This is a genomic window from Rhizobium glycinendophyticum, assembly GCF_006443685.1.
Taxonomy (GTDB): domain Bacteria; phylum Pseudomonadota; class Alphaproteobacteria; order Rhizobiales; family Rhizobiaceae; genus Allorhizobium; species Allorhizobium glycinendophyticum.
This window is the reverse complement of sequence record NZ_VFYP01000005.1, coordinates 64,507-86,262: the sequence shown is the minus strand read 5'-3', so window position 1 is coordinate 86,262 and position 21,756 is coordinate 64,507. Positions and strand designations below refer to the sequence as shown.

The 21,756-nt window shown below is 61.0% G+C and carries 21 protein-coding genes; 5 read left to right on the top strand and 16 right to left on the bottom strand.

From position 1 onward, the window contains the following. Nucleotides 1-38: 38 nt before the first annotated feature. Nucleotides 39-197: a YqaE/Pmp3 family membrane protein gene (locus tag FJQ55_RS20735; protein WP_140831561.1), complete on the bottom strand. Its 159-nt coding sequence runs from the start codon at nt 195-197 to the stop codon at nt 39-41. Nucleotides 198-273: 76 nt separating this feature from the next. On the opposite strand from FJQ55_RS20735, the gene rhaI reads away from it, so the two are divergent. Next, nucleotides 274-1,566: an L-rhamnose catabolism isomerase gene (gene rhaI / locus FJQ55_RS20730; RefSeq protein ID WP_140831559.1), complete on the top strand. Its 1,293-nt coding sequence runs from the start codon at nt 274-276 to the stop codon at nt 1,564-1,566. An 85-nt stretch (nt 1,567-1,651) separates the two neighbouring features. Here the strand turns inward: rhaI and FJQ55_RS20725 are convergent, their stop codons facing one another. The 8 genes from FJQ55_RS20725 to FJQ55_RS23370 all read right to left on the bottom strand — a co-directional run bounded on the left by FJQ55_RS20725 (nt 1,652) and on the right by FJQ55_RS23370 (nt 5,319). Further along, complete coding sequence (locus FJQ55_RS20725; protein WP_062284088.1) at nt 1,652-2,371, bottom strand: Bax inhibitor-1/YccA family protein; 720 nt, start codon at nt 2,369-2,371, stop codon at nt 1,652-1,654. 22 nt (nt 2,372-2,393) lie between these two features. Continuing rightward, a complete protein-coding gene (locus tag FJQ55_RS20720; protein WP_140831557.1) occupies nt 2,394-3,167 on the bottom strand; it encodes an anti-sigma factor family protein in 774 nt (257 codons plus the stop codon). Next, nucleotides 3,154-3,699 carry a sigma-70 family RNA polymerase sigma factor gene (locus FJQ55_RS20715; RefSeq protein WP_140831555.1) on the bottom strand — a complete coding sequence of 182 codons (546 nt, stop codon included), beginning with the start codon at nt 3,697-3,699 and terminating at the stop codon, nt 3,154-3,156. Before FJQ55_RS20715 ends, FJQ55_RS20720 begins: the two co-directional genes overlap by 14 nt. 51 nt (nt 3,700-3,750) lie before the next feature. Beyond that, on the bottom strand, nt 3,751-4,374 hold the full coding sequence (locus tag FJQ55_RS20710; RefSeq protein WP_140831553.1) for an exopolysaccharide biosynthesis protein: 624 nt from the start codon (nt 4,372-4,374) through the stop codon (nt 3,751-3,753). 95 nt (nt 4,375-4,469) lie between these two features. Beyond that, the gene (locus tag FJQ55_RS20705; protein WP_140831551.1) at nt 4,470-4,742 is read right to left on the bottom strand and encodes a hypothetical protein; all 273 of its coding nucleotides are present in this window, start codon (nt 4,740-4,742) and stop codon (nt 4,470-4,472) included. 4 nt (nt 4,743-4,746) lie between these two features. Further along, nucleotides 4,747-4,935: a hypothetical protein gene (locus FJQ55_RS20700; protein WP_140831549.1), complete on the bottom strand. Its 189-nt coding sequence runs from the start codon at nt 4,933-4,935 to the stop codon at nt 4,747-4,749. Between the two features lie 9 nt (nt 4,936-4,944). Continuing rightward, a complete protein-coding gene (locus tag FJQ55_RS20695) occupies nt 4,945-5,127 on the bottom strand; it encodes a hypothetical protein (protein ID WP_140831547.1) in 183 nt (60 codons plus the stop codon). 36 nt (nt 5,128-5,163) lie between these two features. Next, nucleotides 5,164-5,319, bottom strand: a complete 156-nt coding sequence (locus FJQ55_RS23370; protein ID WP_161597012.1) for a hypothetical protein — start codon at nt 5,317-5,319, stop codon at nt 5,164-5,166. Nucleotides 5,320-5,448: 129 nt separating this feature from the next. Here FJQ55_RS23370 and FJQ55_RS20690 point away from each other — a divergent pair, with 129 nt between their 5' ends. Further along, the gene (locus tag FJQ55_RS20690; RefSeq protein ID WP_140831545.1) at nt 5,449-5,631 is read left to right on the top strand and encodes a hypothetical protein; all 183 of its coding nucleotides are present in this window, start codon (nt 5,449-5,451) and stop codon (nt 5,629-5,631) included. A gap of 74 nt (nt 5,632-5,705) precedes the next feature. On the opposite strand, the gene FJQ55_RS20685 is transcribed toward FJQ55_RS20690, so the two are convergent. Further along, nucleotides 5,706-6,809: a DUF475 domain-containing protein gene (locus FJQ55_RS20685; protein ID WP_140831542.1), complete on the bottom strand. Its 1,104-nt coding sequence runs from the start codon at nt 6,807-6,809 to the stop codon at nt 5,706-5,708. 358 nt (nt 6,810-7,167) lie between these two features. On the opposite strand from FJQ55_RS20685, the gene FJQ55_RS20675 reads away from it, so the two are divergent. After that, on the top strand, nt 7,168-7,596 hold the full coding sequence (locus FJQ55_RS20675; protein WP_140831538.1) for a DUF1810 domain-containing protein: 429 nt from the start codon (nt 7,168-7,170) through the stop codon (nt 7,594-7,596). On the opposite strand, the gene FJQ55_RS20670 is transcribed toward FJQ55_RS20675, so the two are convergent. From FJQ55_RS20670 to FJQ55_RS20650, 5 genes are all read right to left on the bottom strand, one after another. Continuing rightward, nucleotides 7,571-8,008: an OsmC family protein gene (locus tag FJQ55_RS20670; RefSeq protein ID WP_140831536.1), complete on the bottom strand. Its 438-nt coding sequence runs from the start codon at nt 8,006-8,008 to the stop codon at nt 7,571-7,573. The genes FJQ55_RS20675 and FJQ55_RS20670 overlap by 26 nt on opposite strands. Nucleotides 8,009-8,070: 62 nt before the next feature. After that, complete coding sequence (locus FJQ55_RS20665; RefSeq protein WP_425467565.1) at nt 8,071-8,517, bottom strand: hypothetical protein; 447 nt, start codon at nt 8,515-8,517, stop codon at nt 8,071-8,073. Nucleotides 8,518-8,543: 26 nt separating this feature from the next. Then, nucleotides 8,544-10,631 carry a penicillin-binding protein 1C gene (gene pbpC, locus FJQ55_RS20660; protein ID WP_140831532.1) on the bottom strand — a complete coding sequence of 696 codons (2,088 nt, stop codon included), beginning with the start codon at nt 10,629-10,631 and terminating at the stop codon, nt 8,544-8,546. After that, entirely contained in the window at nt 10,631-16,075 is a 5,445-nt protein-coding gene (locus FJQ55_RS20655) for an alpha-2-macroglobulin family protein (RefSeq protein WP_140831530.1), read from the bottom strand. Before FJQ55_RS20655 ends, pbpC begins: the two co-directional genes overlap by 1 nt. Before the next feature lie 129 nt (nt 16,076-16,204). Continuing rightward, complete coding sequence (locus tag FJQ55_RS20650; RefSeq protein WP_140831528.1) at nt 16,205-17,131, bottom strand: LysR family transcriptional regulator; 927 nt, start codon at nt 17,129-17,131, stop codon at nt 16,205-16,207. Nucleotides 17,132-17,232: 101 nt separating this feature from the next. Here FJQ55_RS20650 and FJQ55_RS20645 point away from each other — a divergent pair, with 101 nt between their 5' ends. After that, nucleotides 17,233-18,420 (top strand): acyl-CoA dehydrogenase, encoded by a 1,188-nt coding sequence (locus FJQ55_RS20645; protein ID WP_140831526.1) that lies wholly within the window; start codon nt 17,233-17,235, stop codon nt 18,418-18,420. Between the two features lie 222 nt (nt 18,421-18,642). Continuing rightward, on the top strand, nt 18,643-19,656 hold the full coding sequence (locus tag FJQ55_RS20640; RefSeq protein WP_140831524.1) for a PAS domain-containing protein: 1,014 nt from the start codon (nt 18,643-18,645) through the stop codon (nt 19,654-19,656). 8 nt (nt 19,657-19,664) lie between these two features. On the opposite strand, the gene glgX is transcribed toward FJQ55_RS20640, so the two are convergent. After that, a complete protein-coding gene (gene glgX, locus FJQ55_RS20635) occupies nt 19,665-21,743 on the bottom strand; it encodes a glycogen debranching protein GlgX (RefSeq protein ID WP_140831522.1) in 2,079 nt (692 codons plus the stop codon). Nucleotides 21,744-21,756: the final 13 nt, after the last annotated feature.

Below are 21,756 nucleotides of genomic sequence, written 5' to 3'. Positions count from 1 at the left end.
CTCCCAAGCCGCTGCGGCGCGAATGCCACAGCGGAATCCTACTTGCGGAGGATCACCCAGATGGCGTGAATGATGCCGGGGATGTAGCCGAAAAGGGTCAGTAGGATATTGAGCCAGAAGTGCAGGCCGATGCCGACCTGGAGGAAAACTCCGAGCGGCGGCAGGAGAATGGCAATCAGAATGCGAAGTACGTCCATGGTGGCTCCGGTTGTCAGGGGATGTTGCAGATAAACGCGCTTGGAACAAAATCGTTCGCGCGATGTGGAGGAAAACATGAGTGATTTCAGGATTGCAGCCGATATCGTCGCTGCCGATAACGACCGGCGCGCAGCGGCTCTCGATGCCGATTATAGAGCGCTTGGCGAAAAGCTCGCCCGAGGCGGCGTCGACATCGGCGCGATCACCGACAAGGTGTCGGAGTTTTTCGTCGCTGTTCCGTCCTGGGGTGTCGGCACTGGCGGCACCCGTTTTGCCCGTTTTCCAGGGCAGGGCGAGCCGCGCCACATCTTCGACAAGCTCGATGACTGCGGTGTGATCCAACAGTTGACGCGCGCGACGCCGACCGTGTCGCTGCATATCCCTTGGGACAAGGCCGATCCGAAGGAACTCAAGGCGAAGGCTGAAACGCTCGGTCTCGGCTTCGACGCGATGAACTCCAATACGTTCTCGGATGGCGCCGATCAGGCCCATTCGTACAAGTTCGGCTCGCTCAGCCATGTCGATGCGGCGACGCGGGCACAGGCCGTCGAGCACAATATCGAATGTATCGAGCTTGGTGCTGCACTCGGCTCGAAGGCCCTGACAGTCTGGGTCGGTGATGGCTCGAACTTCCCCGGCCAGACCAATTTCACCAAGAGCTTCGAACGTTATCTCGCCGCCATGGCCGAAATCTACAAGGCGCTTCCGGAGGACTGGCGTCTGTTCTCCGAGCATAAGATGTACGAGCCGGCCTTTTATTCGACCGTCGTCCAGGACTGGGGCACGAATTTTCTGATCGCGCAGACGCTCGGTCCCAAGGCGCAGTGCCTCGTCGACCTCGGGCACCACGCGCCGAACACGAATATCGAGATGATCGTCGCCCGCCTGATCCAGTTCGGCAAGCTCGGCGGCTTCCATTTCAACGACAGCAAGTATGGCGACGATGACCTGGATGCCGGTTCCATCGAGCCCTATCGCCTTTTCCTGGTCTTCAATGAACTGGTTGATGCCGAATATCGTGGGGTTACGGGCTTCCATCCGGCGCATATGATCGACCAGAGCCACAATGTGACGGATCCGATCGAGAGCCTGATCTCCAGTGCCAACGAGATCCGCCGCGCCTATGCCCAGGCGCTGCTGGTCGATCGTGCAGCCCTTGCCGGTTATCAGGACGGCAATGATGCGCTGATGGCGACGGAGACCCTGAAGCGCGCCTATCGTACGGATGTCGAGCCGATCCTGGCGGAAGCACGCCGTCGCGCCGGCGGCGCCATCGATCCGGTCGCGACCTACCGTGTCAGCGGATACCGCGCCAAGGTTTCGGCTGAGCGGCCTGCGGTCAAGGGCGGTTCGGGCGGCATCGTCTGAAGAAATACTTCCAACCTCAATACGAAACGCCCGGGCAAAAACCCGGGCGTTTCTTGTTGAAGCGTTCTCCCGACGCGTTTCTATATTATTCTTCGCGCTGGCCGGTGAGGCTGAGCAGCAGCTGGAACAGGTTGACGAAGTTCAGGTAGAGCGAGAGGGCGCCGAAGACGGCGAGCTTCTGCTGGCTTTCCTGATCCATGTTCTCGGCATACTGCTCCTTGATGTTCTGCGTGTCCCAGGCGGTCAGGCCAACGAAGACGAAGACGCCGATGACCGAGATGGCGAACTGCAGGGCGCTGGAGCCCATGAAGATGTTGACGACCGAGGCGATGACCACGCCGATCAGACCCATCATCAGGAAGGAGCCGAACTTCGATAGGTCACGCTTGGTGGTGTAGCCGTAGAGGCTCATCGCACCGAACATGGTGGCCGTGATGAAGAAGGTGCGCGCGATCGAGGTCCCGGTAAAGACCAGGAAGACCGAGGCGAGCGAGAGACCCATCACGGCGCAGAAGGCCCAGAAGGCGATCTGTGCGGTCGAAGCCGACATGGTCTGGATGCGGAACGAGAAGAAGAAGACGAAGGCGAGCGGCGCCAGCATCACGACCCATTTCAGCGGGGTCTGGAAGATCGGCACGTACAGTGCCGGCGTCTGGCTGACCACGAAGGCGACGATGCCGGTGATCACAAGGCCTAGGCCCATATAGTTGTAGACGCGCAGCATGTGCTGGCGCAGGCCTTCGTCAAACAGCGCTGCGGATTGGGCCTGAGCCCCGTAACCGAAGCGGTTCTGGATGGGATCCATGGATGTTTCCTCCTTGGTTGGATCAGTAAAGGGTACGGGCGAGCTGGCGCGCCTGTTCGGCCAGCCTGTCCGGATTGGATGTCTCTGAGATCAGCGCATAGGCGACCTCGCCGATCTGCCAGTAGGCCGCCTGCGTATCACCGTCCTGCTTTACCAGGACCTGCTGCACCGAAAAGCTTCCGGGGCGAACGGCAAAGAGCGATAGCCGCTTTCCTGTTTCCGGTTCGACCTCGAGCTCCACGCTCGGGCCATAGGCCGAGGGGAAGATCTGGGCGTCGCGGATGGCCCAGGCCTGCGGCATCTCGGGCAGCACGATCGCGGTCGCAGAACGGATCTCCGCAGCGTTGAAGATCCGGCTGTCGGCCTGAGACGGGATCTGTCCGCGCAATTCCGCCGTCTGGTGCGCGCGGATCGCTTCCTCGACGAATTGCGGTGGAGGTACGGACGCCACCACCTCGCCGACACCGCCCGGCGCAATCCAGCCGTGGGCTGCCCAACCGGCGCCGACCAGAAGCAGGATCGCGGCCGCCCGGCGGATGAATTCGAGGCTGCTTCGGCCGTTCAGTGCGCTCTCGAGCCGTCTGGCGACATCCCGCGTCTCGTGCCGCGCCGTCACCGGCATCCCGGCCAGTGCCAGCCTCAGTTCATCTCTCACCCGCAGATCAGCCATAACCTTGGCAGCGACGACAGGGTTTTCCGAGAGATAGGCCTCAACCTCGATCCGCCGCGCCACGTCCAGCTGATCGTCGACATAGGCATGCAGGTCCGTTTCGATCACGGGATCATTGCTGGTCATCGTGATATCCTCCAACGATTTTGAGATGAGGCACCGTGACTTCCCCATCGCCTTGCTCCATGGCGCGCAACCGCGCCCGGGCTCGGGAGATGCGTGACATCAGCGTACCCACCGGGATGTTCAGGACATCGGCGGCTTCCTGATAGGAGAGCTCCTCGATCGCCACGAGGTGCAGTGCCTCGCGCTGGTCTTCTGGAAGAGCGAGGAAGGCGTCGCGTACCTGTGCGAGCCGAACGGAATGCTCCTGATCGGGCGGAGCGACGAGATCGACCAGTTCAGCGGCGGCGGCGTGCCGACGATCGCTTGCGCGACGGCTGCGGAGCCTGTCGATATGGGTGTTGTGCAGGATCGACATCAGCCAGTTGAGCAGGCTGCCGCTGCTGCGGAAGCTAGACTTGCGTTCCAGTGCACGAACGAGGGCGTCATGAACGAGATCCTCGGCCTCGTCCGGATTGCGGACGAGCGACCGGGCGTAGCGTCGCAGAGCTGCGAGTTGGCCAATTACGTTGAACGGGTTCGCTTTCGTCGTCATGCTCCATATACGGAGCAAGCGGCAGGTTTATTCCATCACCCAGCGATTTTTTTACGTCGCGATTATCCAGCCCACGCCCTGCATGGCAGCGAAGACAAGGCCGGCGGAGGCTATAAGCGCGATCACTCCGAGGCCGAGCCCCATCATGATCACCAGGCCGTCCCGCTCCATAAGCCCCAGTGCGATCATGACGAGCGCACCGACTGGCAGAAAGTTGCCGAAGGGAATGGGCAAAGCAACAGCAATGGCAAGGAGAAGGACCGGAAGTCCGAGGAGGGCCTGCGCACGTGGTCCGGCGAGGTGACGCATGCGGTTGCGCTTCAGGAATGCCTCAATGCGCGTGACGAGCGGAGCGGTGTAGCGGAAGATGAGCTCGATCGTTTCTGCGGAAACCCGACGTCGACCAAGGAAGGACGGGAGCCGTATGCGGCTGTAGCCTGCAAGGATCTGCAGCGAGACCACGGCAAGGCAGCTGCCGAAGACAAAGCCGAAGGGTCCCGGTATCGGTGTGAGTGCCGGAAGGGCGAGAATGAGGATTGCGAAGGCAATACTGGCGCGGCCCATCGTGGAGAGCAACTCGTCGAAGCTCACGGAGCCAGCCGCCGTCGCATGCTCGCTGAGGCGTCGCATTCGCTGGGTAGCTTCACCCGGTTCGGGAGACGCGCTCTCGTTCATCCGATTTTCACCTCCTGGCGCAGAGCCTAACTCTCCCCGATGTAGGTGCAGCTTCTGGCGAGGCAAGCCCGCCAAGCTCTTCTGCGGAAGGAAGTTCAGGTGCCGAGGGCGACGCGGCGGGCGAGTGCCCGGAATGTTTCGGCCTCACCTTTTCCTGCAAGGGCAAGAAGCTCGATCGGGAAGAGTACGGCCTTCCTGTTGGCATCGGGCAGAGGTGAGGATTCGAAATCTGCCTCGGCCTGCTCTCGCGCCTGCGCCATGGCCGTATCGAGGTCCTCCTGCGACAGGACCCCTATGGTGATCATTTGACGGACCAGTGCCGATAGCGCGAGATACAGGCCTTCCAACTGCGGGTTTGCGGTGTTCATGGTGTCACTTTCGCTGCGCATCATGGGTATGGTGACGGTCCCTTTCGCCGCCCCCGCCAGATACGTCGCTTTTCGTCTTGGCATCTGATTTTGCCGGCGGCTTCTCCACCTGCTTCGGTGCCTTGGCATTCTCGTGTGATGCGCCCGGCCCGCCCTGGCGGATGGTCTCAGGGCTCTTCGTTGAAGTAGACATGTCGGCCTCCTAGCGGTCCTGCTGGTATCCCTGATGCGTGGTGTTCAGCTTGCTGTTGCCTTGCTGACCCAGTTTGTCGGGATCTTTTTCAGGGTTGAAGTGCTGGTTGTCGGGCTGCCGTTCTGCGCCGGTATCACCGCTGCCCTTTTGGCTGCGGTTTTCCTCGGGAACGGGTGGAAGTCTGCTGTTCATGGCGTGCTCCTTGTCTCAGGAATGCAAAGGTTCGCGTCAGTCGATGCGCCTCTTCGGGTCGAGCTCAACCCCCTGTTCGCTCGGTTCGGCCTCGTCTTCGAATTCGTCATCCTGGCGCTCCAGTTCGCGGTCGATCGTCTTGCGATCACCCTCGGGCGGGTCCGGCTGCAGGCGGTGGTTTTCGATGATCATGATCTCTCTCCTCGCATCGGTCATCATGGCAACCCAACACGCACCATGGCTGGCGGTTCCCGAAAAGATCTCCTGGGCGGAACCCTTTCCGCCTTACGTCTGTTTCCAACGACAGAAATGGAGGTATCGATGAACACCACAAGCACGTCTCAGCACGATAAGGCCGTGGCGGACCAAAAAGGCTCTTCGGCGAAAGATCTGCCGGCGGCTGGCCCGCACGACAAGCCGGAACTGCAGGATCAGATGAAGACGCCGGGTGCAGGATCGCTGCCGAAGACCGGGTCGCAAGATGCTGATGTCGGTCCAGACTGACGGCATATTATGAGAGCTAAAACGACAAAGGCCGACGGTTTCCCGTCGGCCTTTGTCGTTGCTGAAGGACGAGATCAGATGTTCTCTGCCACGCTTTCGCGAGCGGCGCGTTCTTCTTCCTCGCGTTCCCGCCTGTTGTACCGGATCGACGACCAGAGCGAGATGCCGATGAGGGTCGCACCGCCGAGCCCGGTGATGACTTCCGGAATGTGTACCAGCGTCTGGACATACATAATCACCGAAAGGATCAGGATGGCGTAGAAGGCGCCGTGTTCGAGATAGCGGTATTCGGCGAGCGTGCCCTTTTCGACCAGCATGATGGTCATGGAGCGCACATACATGGCGCCGATGCCGAGACCGATGGCGATGACGAAGAGGTTCTGGGTCAAGGCAAAAGCCCCGATGACGCCATCGAAGGAGAAACTGGCATCCAGCACTTCCAGATAGATGAAGGCGCCGAGACCCCCTTTGGCCGCTTCGCTCATGGTCTTCTGCGAGGCGTCCAGCAGGCCGCCCAGCACTTCAACCGCCAGGAAGGTCACAAGACCATAGATTGCCGAATAGACGAAGGTCGTCGCCTCCTCACCTTCGAGAAGGTTGGAGAAGAGCAGAATGAGCAACAGGACGACCGCGATCTCGATGCCCTTGATCGAGGCCGAGCGGGCCATGTTCTTCTCGAGAATTTCGATCCAGTGGACGTCTTTCTCATGGTCGAAGAAATAGGTCAGTCCAACCATCATCAGGAAAGTGCCGCCAAAGGCGGCGATCGGCAGATGAGCCTCGTTCATGATGCGCGCATATTCAGCCGGTTCGCGGGCGGCGAGCACGATGGCGTCGATCGGGCCGATCTTTGCCGCGATCACGACGATCAGCAGCGGGAAGATGATACGCATGCCGAAGACGGCAATGATGATACCCCAGGTCAGGAAGCGTTGCTGCCATACGGGGGTCATGTCCTTCAGCTTGTTCGCATTGACGATCGCATTGTCGAAAGACAGTGAGATCTCCAGAACCGCGAGCACGCTGCAGATGAAGAACACGGTCGCCATGCCGCCGATCGTTCCGGTCATCTGCCAGCCGAGCAGGCCGCCGAGGATGAGGCCGATGATGGTCACGATGAAAGCCCAGCGGAAATAGCCGAGAGTGGTCTGTGTGCCGGTTGATGTCGATGTCGTCACGACTGGGCCTCCACCATCGGGAGATATGAATTGAGCATGCGACGCGTTCCGCACGCCTTCGCATGAAGCATGATCCGAATATTCATTGTGTTCTGAATCCGCCGGCTGACGATTGCTGGCGGTACCGACATCACGAGAGCGCCGTAAACTCTCGCCAGAGGGGCCCGGCACCAGGTTCGATCGCACGTCTTAACGTTGCGCCACGCCTTGTTCTCACCGAAGCTCACAAAAAGGTCAAGACGTGTGAAGGCGTCTTGCGGAAATGGTATCTCTCATCCGGATTTCAAGCTCGATGTCTTTCCGAGAACAGAACGGCTGCTGCCGCGTTACCGTGGGAGGGTTGAGAAGGATTTAAGATATGGATGTCTGGGACGCTGACCGTTTCCTGCTGGCTCAAGAGCCCATTTTCGCGAGCGCGATCGCCGAACTTCGACGTGGTCGCAAGGAAAGCCACTGGATGTGGTTCATCTTCCCGCAGTTGCGCGACCTCGGCCATTCAGCCACGGCTCGTCATTACGGACTTGCCGGCAGGGAGGAGGCTCGAATGTATCTCGAGCATCCGATCCTGGGTCCACGCCTGGTGCAGGCGACTGAGGCGGTGCTCGCCGTTCTGGACCGTTCGCTCCACGAGATCTTCGGGTCGCCCGACGATCTGAAATTCCGCTCGTGCATGACCCTATTTTCGCTTGTTGTCGAGGATCAGCGGGCCTATCCCTTTGCCCAGGCGATCGAGCGGATTTGTCAGGGCGAACCAGATCGCCTTACCCTTGATCTGGTTGCGGCGTAGACGGGTCGATCATGATTTGCGGTCTTACAGCCAAGGTGTTGCTGACGGTGCAGATTCCTTCGGCGCGGTATCCTATATCGAGCTGCTCTTCGGCAGTCAGGCTCCCCTCAAAATAGAAGAAGACGGTAAAGGCCGCGAAGCGCGAAGGCCCCTCTTCGGCTTTTTCGCCGGTTACTTCGACCCGCACACCTGAGATCCTCTCGGCTAACCCAAGGTCCCGCGCCGCGATCCTCGCGCTCATGCTCAGGCAGGCAGCTAAAGACGCAAGCAAAAGGTCGAGCGGATTGAAGCCAGGTTCGGAGGCGCCGGTGACGACGTCGATCTTGCCGCCTGTCGCGGAACGGATCTGCGGGTAGCCTCGTTTCCCGAGCGTTGCCGTTGCGCCCAAGGGGCGCGTACGCAAATCAGCCATGTACCGCTCCTTGATTGTTCGAAGGACGATGGATTTGCGGTCGTACCGAAGCAAGCAGCCGTTTAGATGTCGCGACCAATGCGGGCGGTGCCGGTATCGCCGTTGTCGCGCGTCCATTTGAGCTGTTTGTCGTTGATGCGCTGCAGCTCGAAGCACATCGGCTGGCCCTTGTACCAGCTGGTAAACTGCTGGCAGAGCCGGTCGCCTTTGATCCACCAGCGACCTGTATCATTCGGCTTGGCAAAGCGACCGAGGCCCAGAGCTTCGCCCGAACCGTCGACCTGGCCATTCCTCCGGTAGTTCAATGGAAATTCGCCGCCCAAAGGTACAGCGAGATACACGCGCTTGCCGATGATATCCTCTTGGATATCCTTCGCGGTGAAACGTTCGTTGGCGAAAGCCGTCGCGAAGCTGCAGGCGAGGGTCAGCAGCGTCATCAGTCCGGTTGCAAGGCTGGAATGCATGGCGTGGTTCTCCGGAACGGGTGTCTTTCCGTTTGATGTACGCACCGGCCATTCCGACGGATCACGTCGACTTACTCCCGAATGAAGACATTCACCGAGGCTGCACGCCCGTCGGCATCGACCACGGTCAAGGTGGCCTGGCCCTGGCCGAGTGGGTGCCATTCGCCGCTTCGCCGACGGGTGGAGTCGGTCATCGGCTTTCCATCCACCAACCAGCGGAAGGGGGCCCGGCCTGCCTGCATCTTCATGACCAGCGGAAGCGGCGTTCCAGCGGCATCTCGACCAAGCTCCAGTTGTGCGCCTTCCGGCGGGTAGACGATCTGTGGGGGTTTCTCCCGCGCCGAGGCGGAAACCAGCCCATTCGGATTGATCGAGAAGCGCCTGAGGCCAACAGGAAGATCGTTTGCTCCGAGATGCGTGGCGCCTGCGGGCGCGCGGGGGAGCGCGGTGCCCGCCAGGCCAGACTTGGCAAAGGCCGAGAACAGCACCGGCGCTGCGGTCTTGTAGCCGGATATCCCCGGAACGGCGGCATTGTCCGGGCGACCGATCCAGACCCCCAGCACATAGCGGCCATCATAGCCCACCGACCAGGCATCGCGGTAGCCATAGCTCGTGCCGGTCTTGTAGGCGATGCCGGCCGGGGGGCTGCCAGCGGGCGGCTGTACGGCACCGAGGATGTCGGCCACGGTCCAGGCGGCAGTCGGTTCCAGCAGGGGCTGGTCGTCGATGAGTCCGGGTTTGTCCCTCACGCCGTCGCCGAGCCTGACAGGTTGTTCGCGATTAGCGAGCCCGGCATAGAGCTGCACCAGCCCTTTCAGGGTCACACCGGCGCCGCCGAGTGCGATGGCGAGGCCCGGGACTTCGTTAGGCGGCAGTTTCAAGGAAACGTCTGCCCGGCGCAGGCGAACCATGAGGCGGGACGGGCCGACGCTGTCGAGCAGCCGAACAGCCGGCACGTTGAGCGACAATTGCAGCGCCTCGCGGATGCTGACATCGCCTTGGTAATGCATGTCAAAATTCTTCGGCCGATAGCCGAAGAAATCAGCCGGACGATCCTCGACGATCGTCTCCTGCGCTACCAGCCCCAGTTCAAACGCGAGGCCATAGATGAAAGGCTTAAGTGTCGAACCGGGCGAGCGCTCGGCCCGGGTCATGTCGATCCAGCCCGATCGGCTCGCGTCAAAATAGTCGGCAGCGCCGACTTCGGCGACGATCTCGCCGGTGGTGGCGTCGGCCATGATCAGGGCGAGAGAGACTTTTGGATCGAGTTTGCGAGCCGTTTCGGCAGCGAGCGTTTCAAGCTTTTCCTGCACGGGACGGAGCAGGGTGGTCTGGTGACGTTCCGCAGTCGGGTCCGCTCGTCTGGCTGCCTCGGCCAGATGCGGGGCGAGGGCGGGAAGTTGGCGGCGCGCCCGTGGCAAGTCCGCGTTCAAGGCGAAGGTGACCTCTGAAGGTTCGATGATTTTGGCCTCTTCAGCGCGCTCCAACACACGTTTGCGAGCCTGAAGCGCGTTGTCAGCAAAGCGGTCGGGACGGCGCTTTTCGGGGAGTTGCGGCAGGGCAACCAGCAGGGCTGCCTCCGCGGTCGTCAGCCGCTTCGGTTCCTTGCCGAACCAGGCAAGACTTGCGGCTCTCACGCCTTCCAGATTGCCGCCATAGGGGGCATGGGTGAGATAAAGGTCGAGAATGTCGCTTTTCGACAGGCGACGTTCCAACTGGAGGGCGCGCGCTATCTGGATCAGCTTGGCAGTCAGCGACCGCTCGCGCCGGGGTTCGATCAGGCGTGCGACCTGCATTGAGAGGGTGGAGGCGCCCGAGACGATGCGGCCGTTGGTGGCGAATTGCCAGGCCGCACGCCCCAGGGCTAGCACGTCCACACCTGCATGCTGATCGAAGCGGCGGTCCTCATAAGCGACGAGCATGCGGATCAAGGCCGGATCGACATCGTCTGCCGTGGTCTTCAATCGCCAGAGACCTTCGCGTGTTGCAAACGCCCGAAGCAGTTGCCCATCGCGGTCGAGGATCTCAGTCGAAACGGTCCGTGCTGCTGCGATCGGCGGGGGAAAGCGCTTATCCGCCCAGTCGAGGGCAAACAGCGAAAGCCCCGTTACGGCAATGCCCGCGGCAAAGACGATCAGGGGCTTTCGATAGCGGATCATCAGGGGCCCGCCGAGACCGTCATGCCACCGGCTGCCGTCCTTGCGGAGAGTTGCGGGCGATACATGTCCTCGACGGCGGCTGCCGGCAGATCATATGTACCCGGGGTTACCGCACGCACCACATAGGCCAGCGTGATCGTACCATCCTCGCCTTCGGCCCGGTTCACGGCCGCCACGAAGCGATCGTTGCGGAATTCGAGATGGGCCACTTCCGTCTCACCGATCCAGTCGAAGTTGGTGAGAGCCGCGCTGTCTACCAAGCTCGGATTGTCGATCTCGAAGCCAGCCGGGAGCAGATCCGTGATCAGCAGTTGGGCGGGCCATGCGTCCTCTTCGGTCACCTCCAGAACGACCACATAACGCTCGTTCTGTTTGGCTTCCGTGATGTTCGCCTCTTCGCCGTCCAGAGTGTAATAGGTGCGACTGATCTCGAAACCTTCACCACCGGCAGCCGGTGGCTCGACCGGTGCTGCGACCGTGGTGATCGCCGCACTGACCGGCTCGCCGCCCTTGTTGGTGACGGTAACCGGCGTCTGCAGCAAGGCATCGCCAGGGATGGTCGCGGCATAGGATCCCGTCCGGTCCGCGCCATTGACATCGATCTGCAGGCCGGAATCGTCCTGCTGCAGGGCACGTGCAGCCAACAGCATCCAGGTCTGTTCCTGCGTGCTCAGCGTCTGCTTCGCATTCCACTCTTCTTTGACGATCTTCGCGAGAACCGGGACGACAGGCGGCATTGGCCGGCTTTCGGCGGCCAGCGCAAGGACGCCTGCGGCGTCACGCAGCGACGAGCCGTAATCTGTACGGCTGAAGCTGACGGGAGTCAGACGTGCCTGCTCCGACATGCCCGACGCGTCGGCAAAGACCATGTTGGCACGGTGCGAGTCCCCATAGAGGGATAGGGCTGCAGCAAGATGTGCCTTGGACAGAGGTGTCGGGAAGTCGCCCAGCATAGTGTCCGCATAGTAGCGCAGGTCGCTGAGCGAAGCCTTGCGGCTGCGTGCCAGGACATAGAGCGAATAGGCTATCTCGTTGCCGCGGGTGCGAATGTCATTGTCATAGGCGATGCGGTTCTGCAGGTTCTGCAGCGCCCGGACGAGCGCCTCTTCCGGCACGTCGAACTTGCGTTCGCGAGCACGGGTGAGAAAATCCGTCACATATGCGTCGAGCCACAGGCTTTCCGAACCCGGAGCCCAGAGGCCAAAGGAGCCGCTGGAGGATTGGTAGGAGAGCACGCGGAAGATCGCATCCTGAACGCGCTTGGCGATTTCAGGATCCTCCGACAGACCGGAGACCTTCGCCAGTTCGTCGAAGTAGAGCAGCGGCAGCGCGCGGCTGGTTGTCTGCTCGGCGCAGCCATAGGGGTAGCGGTCGAGCGCCATCAGCAGGGCCGGCACGTCCAGCCCGTCTGCCCGTGTGACGTTCAGACTGACCGAGGCACCTTCCAGCAGGCTGTCGGCGAGCAGGTTGCCGTCCACCGTCAGGCTCTTCCCGGGTCCTACAGCGATCACCTGGCGCTGGGTGATCGGCAGGGTCGCGGGGCGCACGGGGAGATCCAGCGACTGGCTGATGGCAATGCCACCGGCTCCTGTGAGCGCGATGTCGATCGAACCTTGTCCCGGCCTGTCCGCCTTGAGTGGCAGGGTGAGCGTCGTCGTCTTGCCCGAAGCGAGCGTGACTTCGTTGGATGCATTCCCTCCCACCGTGACGGGGCCGTTGCCGGTGGCGACCACAGTGTAGGTGCCGTCGGGTGCGTCGGTTGCCGCGATATCGAGCCTTAGGCTGCTGTCATCTCCAGGGGCCAGGAACTTCGGCAGGCTGGCTGTTACCACGACCGGGTCACGGATGATGACGTCCGCCTGTGCATGACCAACACCGGTCTTGGACCAGGCATGGACCATGACGCGAGCGGTGCCGTTGAACTGCGGGATATCGAAAGACACGGTTGCCTTGCCGCTCGCATCGAGCTTCACAGGGCCGGAGAAAAAAGCGACGAGCTTTTCCTTGGGCGGGTTGCCCTGGAGAGCGACCTCGCCGCCGTCACCGCCTGTGCGCAGATTGCCTGTCGCGCCGAGGGAGCCGTCGATGAGGCGGCCATAGAGGTCGCGCAGTTCGAGTCCCAGGCGGCGTTGACCGAAATAATAGCTTTCGGGATCGGCGGCCTCATAGCGGGTGAGGTTGAGGATGCCGACATCGACGGCGGCGACGGTGATATAGGCTTCTTGGCCGATGCCGGCACCCGCGACCTCGATCGGGATTTCCAGAGGCTGGCGCGGGAGGGTCTTCTCGGGCGTTGCGATTTTCACCGCAAGTTTGTCTGCACCCGGATCGACGGCAAGCCACGCCACGCCGATGGCGCGGGCGGGCATGCGGCTTTCCTGGGCTTCACCTGGCCGGAACAGGGTGGCGGTGACATAGGCACCGGCACCAAAATCGGCGGTAACGGGAAGGTCGATCTCGGCACCTGCCGCCGACACGTCCGCGACCTGTGATGTGATCAGGGTGTCCGTTCCGACAGTGACGAGAACCTTCCCTTCGAAGCGGGGCGAGATCTTGAGATGGGCCGTTTCACCAATGTCATAGGTCGCCTTGTCGAGGCCGACCTGCAGCGCATCCGGCGTTTCCGTCGAGCTTGCCGAGACGAACCAACCGGCGTCAAAGTCGAAGCTGGAGACGGAGCCGCCCTGTTCCACTTCCAAGCGGTGGCTGCCCCAGGCGACAGGGACAGAGAGCGGCGTTCCCTCCGATTTGATGTCGATCGTGCCATCGGCGACGAGCTTGGTGGTGGTGATCGGCTCATAGCGCCAGGATGACCCTTCGCGGTACCACTGGTAGTTCCGCTCGAGCTTGACCAGCTTCCACTTGGCCGCTGGGAGATCCTGCTTCGTCGAGTCCGGACCGATGGCGATCAGGTTGAAGGTGGCATTGCTGTTTTCGGCGACGTCGCCTTCGAATTCCGGCTTGATACCGATGACAGGGCCTTCCGGAGTAACTGGCAGCGTCAGCTTCCGTTCGATCGCCCGGCCGCCGCCTTCGCGCAGCCTCAGCACCACATCGGCGTTCAGCAGTCGGGTCGTCGACGGCAGATCGGTGATCGAGACGTCGATGCTGGTCTTGCCATCTTCATCGAGCGCATCGAGTGCTTCAAACGGGACGCGGACGCCTTCGACGTCTTCCTCGTCGGAGAGACCGAAGCTGTAGCGGGGGTAATCTGCATGGCTGCTGGTGGGAGTGACAACCAGTTCGCCTTCAAGCGACAGGCCAGCTGCCGGCGCGCCGTAGAGATAGCGGCCTTCGACGTTGACTGTCGCATTTCCATCCGGCGACAGCGCGGTCGCGTCGCTTGCAAGTGTCATATCCAGGCGGTCCGGGACGAAATCATCCACCAGGAAGGAGGATTGGGCGATCGCTGGCTTATTTGGATCGGCGTGGATCGCGACGCTCCAGGTGCCCCGCATCGAATTTGCGAGCAGAGGCAACTCGACGGCGTATCCGCCGAGGCTTTCGCTTGAGACCGACATGCGCCGATACTCCACGCCATCGGGACGGAGGAAGATGAAGGTCAGCGGCAGGCCGTTAATCGCATCGGCCTCCGTGTCGCGGGCAAGTGCTGCGACATGGACGGTTTCGCCGGGGCGGTAGATGCCGCGTTCGGTCCAAGAGAGGACGTCCACGGGACCGGGTGCCGGGCGGCCGGTGACGCCGCGGTCGGAGAGGTCGAAGCCGGCGCGGGTCATGTCGAGGAAGACATTGTCGTCGTCGCTTGTATGGGCGGTAATGACGGCCGGGGCCAGGGCGGCACTCGCCTTCAGGAGGCCGGCATCGAAGCGGGCCCGACCTTCGGCGTTTGTCTTGGCGGTTGCCAGGATCTCGTTGTTCTTCGCCAGCAACTGCAGCTCAACGCCTTCCAGCGGCGCGGCAGTGGCAAGGGAGCGTGCAAAGACGTGCAATCCGTCAGTGCCGGCAAAGGTCGAGAGGCCGATATCGGAGACGACGAACCACTGGGTGGCGCGGCTGTCCCAGCTTTCGGCGGTGCTGTTGGCTGCCACGGCGGTCAACACATAGATCCCGGGCTTTCGGGTCGGCAGTGCCTCCTGCAGCGGGATGCTGGTGACGACTTCCTCGTTGAGCTGATTGGTGATGTCGATCGTGCCCTGCCAGACCAGTTCGCCGATCTCGTCCTCGACGCGGCTTGCTGTGTATCCGTCGAGCTGGGTCAGGAACTGCGAGGAGGCCAGGAGAGGCGCTATGTTGCGGTCGCCGATGCGATAAAGGGCGAGCTTGGCATTATCCGAATTGATCGACACCAGCGGGATGCCCTGCCGGGCGGTGGACGGCAGAACGAAGCTGTCACCGGTGAAGCGGACCGTGGACGACCGATCGCGGACATAGACTTCAAGTTCGACCGGAGCTTCCAGATTTTCCTCAACGGAGGACGGCAGGCCAGCGCGAATGGCGAGCCGATAGCGACCGCCATGCTCAAGGCCTTCGACGCAGATCTGGTTGTTCTTGGCTTCGACGGCCTTCGGCGGCTTGCCATCGAGTGTCACATACTGGGCGTAGTCGATACCGCGCTTGATCAACTGTTCGGAAAACTCAACGCAGGCGCGCGGCGATGCAGCATCGGAATCGACTGTGTTGCCGACGATGCGAAAGCCTTGACGGGACCGGAGGTCCTCGAAGGCTGCGCGCACCTGCGCATTGGCCGATAGTTCGAGGCTTGCCTTATACGCGTTCAAGGCGGCGCGGTAGTTTTCGCTCTTTTCGAGGGCAAGGGCGAGTGTGGCCAGAGCATCGGCGCGGGTCGCGGCACCCCGGGTCAGGCCGTAGCCATTGATGGCTGCCATCGCCGCTTCGTTGGCGTAGGTGTAGTTGTTGGAGACGGTATTGGCGACGCGTGCCAGTTCCAGCCAAGTGGCAGCATCGTCCGGGTCGATGGACAGGGCACCTTTGAGCGCGGCCATCGCCGCGTCGACATTGCTTCCGGCGATGGCCGCGCGTGCCTCGTCGATCAAAGTCTGGCGACCTGCGCCTTCACGGTCCGGCGGCAAGGTCAGGCTATCGCGCTGGTTACGCGCGTCCGTCTTCAGCTGTTCGGAAATGAAGGTGAGCGGTGCAGGCGCGCCAATATCGTCCTCCGCGGCAGCCTCGACGATCCGACCCGCGACGGCACCTACAAAGCTGTTCATCTGATTGTAGTCGGACTTCAAAAAGCACCATTTCACCTTTGGATTATAGGTGAAGGCGCGGCAGGAATCGTCGGCGATACAACTCGCCTCGCACTCGTCCTGCGATATGTTCTTCTCGGTTCGCAGGTCGAAGCCGAAGTAGTCAGCGTCACCAACCGTGACCACTGTGCGGCTGTCCTGAGCCGTTGCCGGAATTCCGACAGCAAAGAGTGACAGGATCATTGCAAGAATGACCGACAGACGGCGCGTAGACATAGCGTTCTCCCCGGAGGCCGATTTCAGTTTCAGCCTTGTCGAGGATACTTTTGGAGCATGTCAGTGGCTTGTCAATCGGCAGCCGACACAGTCTGGCGATATCTGCAAAGTCAGTACCAGAGGGACGCTTCAGACCCGTAATCCCATGCGTGCGACGCCAGTGAAGTCGCGAGCCTGATCGAGGATCCAGGCGGCAAAAGCGCTGGCGGGACCATAAGCCATGCGCGATAGCGGCCTGACCAGATAATAGGCGCTGGCGCTTTTTACCTCGTGGTCGAATGCGCGCACCAGCTGACCGCTTGCGAGTTCTGGCTCGATCAGGAATGTCGGCACCAGCGCAATGCCGAGGCCGGCCAGGCAGGCTTGCACGACGTTGGAGAACTGTTCGAAGCGCATGCCGCCGCCATGGCCTTCCTGCATGCCGAGTGAGGCGAACCACTGCTCCCAAGCGCGCGGACGCGAGGCCATGTCGAAGAGCGGTTTCGACAGCAGATCCTCCGGGTGTCGCACCGGGTTTTCCGCGAGAAAGGCGGGACTGCAGACGGGGGCGACCATCTCGTGCATCAGGAACTGGCAATCAGTTCCGGGCCAGTTTGGCTCGCCGATATGGATCGCAGCGTCGATCCCCGATCCCTCGAAATCAAACTGGCCAATGCGGGTGGCGAAATCGATGATGACGGCGGGGTTGCGGGCCAGAAAATCCGGCATGCGCGGCATGAGCCAGCGTGTGCCGAAGGTCGGCAGGATGGCCAGCCTCAGATGGGTATCATCACGCGTTGCCATCGCTTCAAGGGAAAGAGTTCGGATAGTCGCCAGCGCGTCGCCGATGCCCTTAGCATAGGTCCGGCCTATTGCCGTTAGTTCAACGCCGCGATTGGTACGCTCGAACAGTTTGACGCCCAGCTGGTCCTCCAGCAGGCCGATCTGGCGGCTGATGGCGCCTTGTGTGAGTGCCAGTTCATTGGCGGCCGCCGAGAAACTGCCGAGCTTTGCGACAGAATCGAAGGCGGCGAGTGCGCTGGTCGACGGGAGGAAGCGGCGTTGATGTGTCAGCATTCGTCATGACTAGACCTAATAGCCACATGAGTAAACATGGCTTGTTTAATGGTTCGATATGAGCAATCTGTGAGCGACAACCAAAAACGGATGCGGTGATTATGAGCGAGATGCAGCCCTTTTCCTGGAGTGACCCTTTCCTGATGTCCGAAATCCTCAGCGAGGACGAGCGGATGATCCAGGACGCAGCTGCGGCCTTTGCCAAGGCTGAACTCGCACCGCGGGTGGCAGACGCCTATCTCGGGGAAACCGTCGAGCCGGCGCTCTTCCGCCTCATGGGGCAGGCTGGTCTCCTTGGCGTAACTCTCCCCGAGAAATACGGCGCGGCTGACGCGAACTACGTGTCCTACGGGCTGGTTGCGCGGGAAATCGAGCGGGTGGATTCCGGTTACCGCTCAATGATGAGCGTCCAGTCGTCGCTGGTCATCTACCCGATCTATGCCTATGGCTCCGAAGAGCAGAAGGACAAGTATCTGCCGGGCCTCGTTTCAGGTGAACTCATCGGCTGCTTCGGGCTGACAGAGCCGGATGCCGGCTCCGATCCGGGCGGCATGAAGACCCGCGCCGAGAAGATCGAAGGCGGTTACCGCCTGCGCGGTTCGAAGATGTGGATTTCCAATGCTCCGATCGCGGACGTTTTCGTTGTCTGGGCAAAGTCGGAAGCCCATGGCGGCGACATCCGCGGCTTCGTTCTCGAGAAAGGCATGAAGGGTCTGTCGGCGCCTAAGATCGGCGGCAAGTTGTCGCTCCGCGCCTCGGTCACCGGTGAGATCGTGATGGATGGTGTCGAGGTCGGCGAGGATGCGCTTCTGCCGAACGTCTCAGGCCTGAAGGGGCCCTTCGGCTGCCTCAACCGCGCCCGCTACGGCATTTCCTGGGGCGTACTTGGAGCCGCCGAAGACTGCTGGCATCGGGCACGGCAATATGGCCTCGACCGCAAGCAGTTTGGCAAGCCGCTGGCCGGTACGCAGCTCTTCCAGAAGAAGCTCGCGGACATGCAGACCGAGATCTCGCTCGGCCTGCTGGCCTCACTTCGTGTCGGTCGCCTGATGGACGAACATCAGTTCGCGCCGGAAATGATCTCGATCGTCAAGCGCAACAATTGCGGCAAGGCGCTCGACATCGCGCGCATGGCGCGCGACATGCATGGCGGCAACGGCATCCAGATCGAATATCACGTTATGCGTCATGCGCAGAACCTGGAGACCGTGAACACCTATGAGGGGACGCATGATGTGCATGCGCTGATCCTCGGCCGCGCTCAGACGGGCATCCAGGCCTTCTTCTAAAAAATCCTCCTCGACAACCGCATACCCTTTAATTGGAGGGATGCGGCTGTCGCATTCCTGCGTCATACCTTTGGAATTATATCCGAATTTAAGCGTTTCTACACTTGTGACTTGTAGTGTTCGTGCTCACAGCTACGCATGACTTGGCGGGCCGATTGAGTATGATCCTGACGGTGGTCGGGGCGATGCTGCGGTATGATCGCCGGCAGTGGAGGAAATGGCATGTACGCCGTTACGGTTCTCAATACAGCAGCTCTCTCGGCATTCCGGGCGGAGCACCCTTGGTTGAATTTTCCGGATTCCGTGACCGAAGTTAGCGTCTATTTCGACGATAATGGTGGGCCGACGCGCCTTACTGCGGTCAAGGGCGATGCTCAAGGAGCGACGGCTCCCGCTGATGTGAATTCTTTCGGAGTGGAAACCATCCTCGCCCTTGTGCGCTATGCGCCGCAGGGAATACCCGGCTACGAGGACTGTCCCGAGGAAGAGAGCGTATGGAATATCCTCGAAAACCTCTCCGTTTCCGATGGTTCCCTCCCAATAGAGGAAGTCGAGGCCGCGCGGTCGTCGCAGTTGCAGCAAGCCTACGAAATCCTGCGAGACGTCACGGTTGGAAAGCTCGGAGCGATTTTGGCGTCCACGGAAGAGAGCCGGGAGAGGTCCCGCCTGGAGGCTTCGATCGCATCCATTCCACGATCTCTGGACAAGGTGGATGACGCGCATAAGGCGCATTTTCTCGAGGTCGACCTGTGGAGGCTGGTTGCGGTCTTGCGAGATGAATTGGCGCTGCCTGCTGATTACGAAATCTCGGATGAAACTGAAGAACCTGGATTTACTCGCGACCTGATCGAGCAGGCCGAAGCGACTGCGCTGTCGGGTCCCGTGATTCAGGCGCTGTTTGAGCTTTCACCCGTCGCCTTTTCCATCTCCAGCATTGGTCAGAGGAATTCCCGTTACGTGCGGGTCAACCAGGCCTATCTGGACCTGATCGGTAAGAGCTGGGATGAAATCCGCGGGAGTGAGATGGTTGCCTCTGGCGTTGTCTCGGGCAACGAGGCGCGCGCGGAACGGCTGCGCCTTCTTGATCGGGATGGCGGATATAGCGGCCAGCGGGGCGAAATTCACGGTGCTGACGGGCAGGTGATCGAAGTGACAATTTCTGCCCGACGCATCTCTGTCGCCGGGCAGCTTTATGATTTCGAAGTCCTGACGCGGGTTGACCAACCCTCGTCGTAGCCGTGGACTTAGGCTCTCCGGAACAGAGCGAAAGAGCGGGCCTCCATAATAAAGTTCGTGGCTTCTGCGACCGTGTCGCCTGACCGGTCGGGATCGGACGTGGTCAACTCAAGCGTCCATTCCCCGCCCCCGGCTTGTGGAATCGTAAACTCCATGTCTTGAGCGACAGGATTGAACAACATCAGCACTTCCTGCCAGACGCCGTCTTCCTGCTCGAGATCCTGACGCAGAAGTTTCAGAGCAAGCGGGTTGCCGTCCAGCCAGTGTTCGGGCTTCTGCGCGCCGCCGGTCAGATTGTACCAGTCGATTATCATGCCATCCCGCCAATTCTCGCGCCGTAGCAAGGGCTGGTTGGCGCGCATGGCAATCAAGCGTGTGGTAAAGGTGCGCAGATCCTCGCAGGACTGTGGCAGGTTTTCCCAGTGGAGCCAGCTGATCTCGCTGTCCTGGCAGTAGCCGTTGTTGTTCCCCATCTGGGAGCGACCGAACTCATCCCCCGCAAGAAGCATCGGCGTGCCGTGGGAGAAGAAAAGCGTTGCGAGGAAGTTTCGCTTCTGCCGCTCACGCAAGGCATTGATGCCCTCGTCGTCAGTCGGGCCCTCGTGGCCGTAATTGTGGCTCCGATTGTCGTTGTGACCGTCGTTGTTGTCCTCCCCATTCGCATCATTGTGCTTCTGATCGTACGAGACGAGGTCGTTCAGCGTGAAGCCGTCATGGGCCGTGATGAAATTGACACTGGCCCAGGGGCGCCGTCCGCGCGTGTCGTAGAGGTCACCGGAGCCCAGAAGCCGGGCCGCGAAATCCTGTGCGCAGTTGTCGCCGTTCAGCCAGTATTCGCGGGTGGAGTCACGGTACTTGTCGTTCCACTCAGCCCAGCCCGGCGGGAAGCCGCCGACCTGATAGCCGCCGGGTCCGATATCCCAGGGTTCGCCGATCAGCTTGACGTTTGAGAGAGAAGGATCCTGCGTCACAGCGTCAAAGAAACCGCCGCGCTCGTCGAAACCCTCAGGCTCGCGACCGAGAATGGTGCCTAGGTCGAAACGGAAGCCGTCGACGTGCATTTCGTCTTTCCAGTAGCGCAGGCTGTCCAGCACCATCTGCAGGACACGCGGATGGGACGTGTTGACGGTGTTTCCGGTGCCGGTATCGTTGATGTAATAGCGATGATTGTCGGGCATGGTCCTGTAGTAGGAGAAGTTGTCGATGCCCTTGAACGAGAGCGTCGGACCCAGCTCGTTACCTTCGGCGGTGTGGTTGTAGACTACATCCAGGATCACCTCGATCCCGGCGTCATGGAAGGCGCGGACCATGTCTCTGAAGCCTGCCATACCCTTCGGGCCATAATAGCGGTTGGCTGGAGAGAAGAAGCCAATGGTATTGTAGCCCCAGTAGTTGTGCAGGCCCTTGTCGAGCAGGTGGCTGTCATCGGGGAAGGCATGGATGGGCAAGAGCTCCACCGACGTGATCCCGAGTCTCTTGATATAGTCCACCGCCGCCTTGTGCCCGAGGCCCTCGAAGGTGCCACGAAGGTCCTCGGGGATGGCCGGGTTGAGCTGGGTAAATCCTTTGACGTGCGTCTCGTAAACAATCGTCCGCGCCCATGGCACGCCTGCGAAGCTGTTGGGCGTCTGGTCGGCAAAGGGGTCGACGACACGGCACTTGGGTGTGTAGGGCGCGCTGTCCAGATCGTTGAAGGTGAGATCTTTCTCTTCGCTGTCGAGATCGTAGCCGAAATGGGCCTTGTTCCAGTCGAAGTCTCCAACAAGTTCGCGCGCATAGGGGTCGAGCAGGAGCTTGTTGGGGTTGAAACGGTGGCCATTGGCCGGATCATAAGGCCCGTGAACCCGATAGCCGTAGAGCTGGCCCGGTTTTACATCCGGAAGATAAGCGTGCCAGACTTCGTGGGTGTATTCGGGCAGCGTGATCCTTGCTGTTTCGATCTTGCCGCTGTCGTCGAACAGGCAGAGTTCTACCCGCTCAGCATGAGCTGAGAACAAAGCGAAGTTCGTGCCTTTCCCGTCGAAATGTGCGCCAAAGCGGTGCCAGTCCCCGGCCTCGACGTGGAAGTGCTTGCTGTTCGTGTCCATGAAATCCTCGGTG

Excerpts from the sequence above, each read along its gene's own strand:
- FJQ55_RS20715 (WP_140831555.1), bottom strand. The coding sequence starts at position 3,699 with ATGACGACGAAAGCGAACCCGTTCAACGTAATTGGCCAACTCGCAGCT.
- FJQ55_RS20710 (WP_140831553.1), bottom strand. The coding sequence starts at position 4,374 with ATGAACGAGAGCGCGTCTCCCGAACCGGGTGAAGCTACCCAGCGAATG.
- FJQ55_RS20640 (WP_140831524.1), top strand. The coding sequence starts at position 18,643 with ATGTACGCCGTTACGGTTCTCAATACAGCAGCTCTCTCGGCATTCCGG.
- FJQ55_RS20645 (WP_140831526.1), top strand. The coding sequence starts at position 17,233 with ATGAGCGAGATGCAGCCCTTTTCCTGGAGTGACCCTTTCCTGATGTCC.
- FJQ55_RS20670 (WP_140831536.1), bottom strand. The coding sequence starts at position 8,008 with ATGGCTGATTTGCGTACGCGCCCCTTGGGCGCAACGGCAACGCTCGGG.
- glgX (WP_140831522.1), bottom strand. The coding sequence starts at position 21,743 with ATGGACACGAACAGCAAGCACTTCCACGTCGAGGCCGGGGACTGGCAC.
- FJQ55_RS20675 (WP_140831538.1), top strand. The coding sequence starts at position 7,168 with ATGGATGTCTGGGACGCTGACCGTTTCCTGCTGGCTCAAGAGCCCATT.
- FJQ55_RS20690 (WP_140831545.1), top strand. The coding sequence starts at position 5,449 with ATGAACACCACAAGCACGTCTCAGCACGATAAGGCCGTGGCGGACCAA.
- FJQ55_RS20650 (WP_140831528.1), bottom strand. The coding sequence starts at position 17,131 with ATGCTGACACATCAACGCCGCTTCCTCCCGTCGACCAGCGCACTCGCC.
- FJQ55_RS20725 (WP_062284088.1), bottom strand. The coding sequence starts at position 2,371 with ATGGATCCCATCCAGAACCGCTTCGGTTACGGGGCTCAGGCCCAATCC.
- FJQ55_RS20700 (WP_140831549.1), bottom strand. The coding sequence starts at position 4,935 with ATGTCTACTTCAACGAAGAGCCCTGAGACCATCCGCCAGGGCGGGCCG.
- FJQ55_RS20655 (WP_140831530.1), bottom strand. The coding sequence starts at position 16,075 with ATGTCTACGCGCCGTCTGTCGGTCATTCTTGCAATGATCCTGTCACTC.
- FJQ55_RS20720 (WP_140831557.1), bottom strand. The coding sequence starts at position 3,167 with ATGACCAGCAATGATCCCGTGATCGAAACGGACCTGCATGCCTATGTC.
- FJQ55_RS20705 (WP_140831551.1), bottom strand. The coding sequence starts at position 4,742 with ATGAACACCGCAAACCCGCAGTTGGAAGGCCTGTATCTCGCGCTATCG.
- rhaI (WP_140831559.1), top strand. The coding sequence starts at position 274 with ATGAGTGATTTCAGGATTGCAGCCGATATCGTCGCTGCCGATAACGAC.
- FJQ55_RS23370 (WP_161597012.1), bottom strand. The coding sequence starts at position 5,319 with ATGATCATCGAAAACCACCGCCTGCAGCCGGACCCGCCCGAGGGTGAT.
- pbpC (WP_140831532.1), bottom strand. The coding sequence starts at position 10,631 with ATGATCCGCTATCGAAAGCCCCTGATCGTCTTTGCCGCGGGCATTGCC.
- FJQ55_RS20735 (WP_140831561.1), bottom strand. The coding sequence starts at position 197 with ATGGACGTACTTCGCATTCTGATTGCCATTCTCCTGCCGCCGCTCGGA.
- FJQ55_RS20695 (WP_140831547.1), bottom strand. The coding sequence starts at position 5,127 with ATGAACAGCAGACTTCCACCCGTTCCCGAGGAAAACCGCAGCCAAAAG.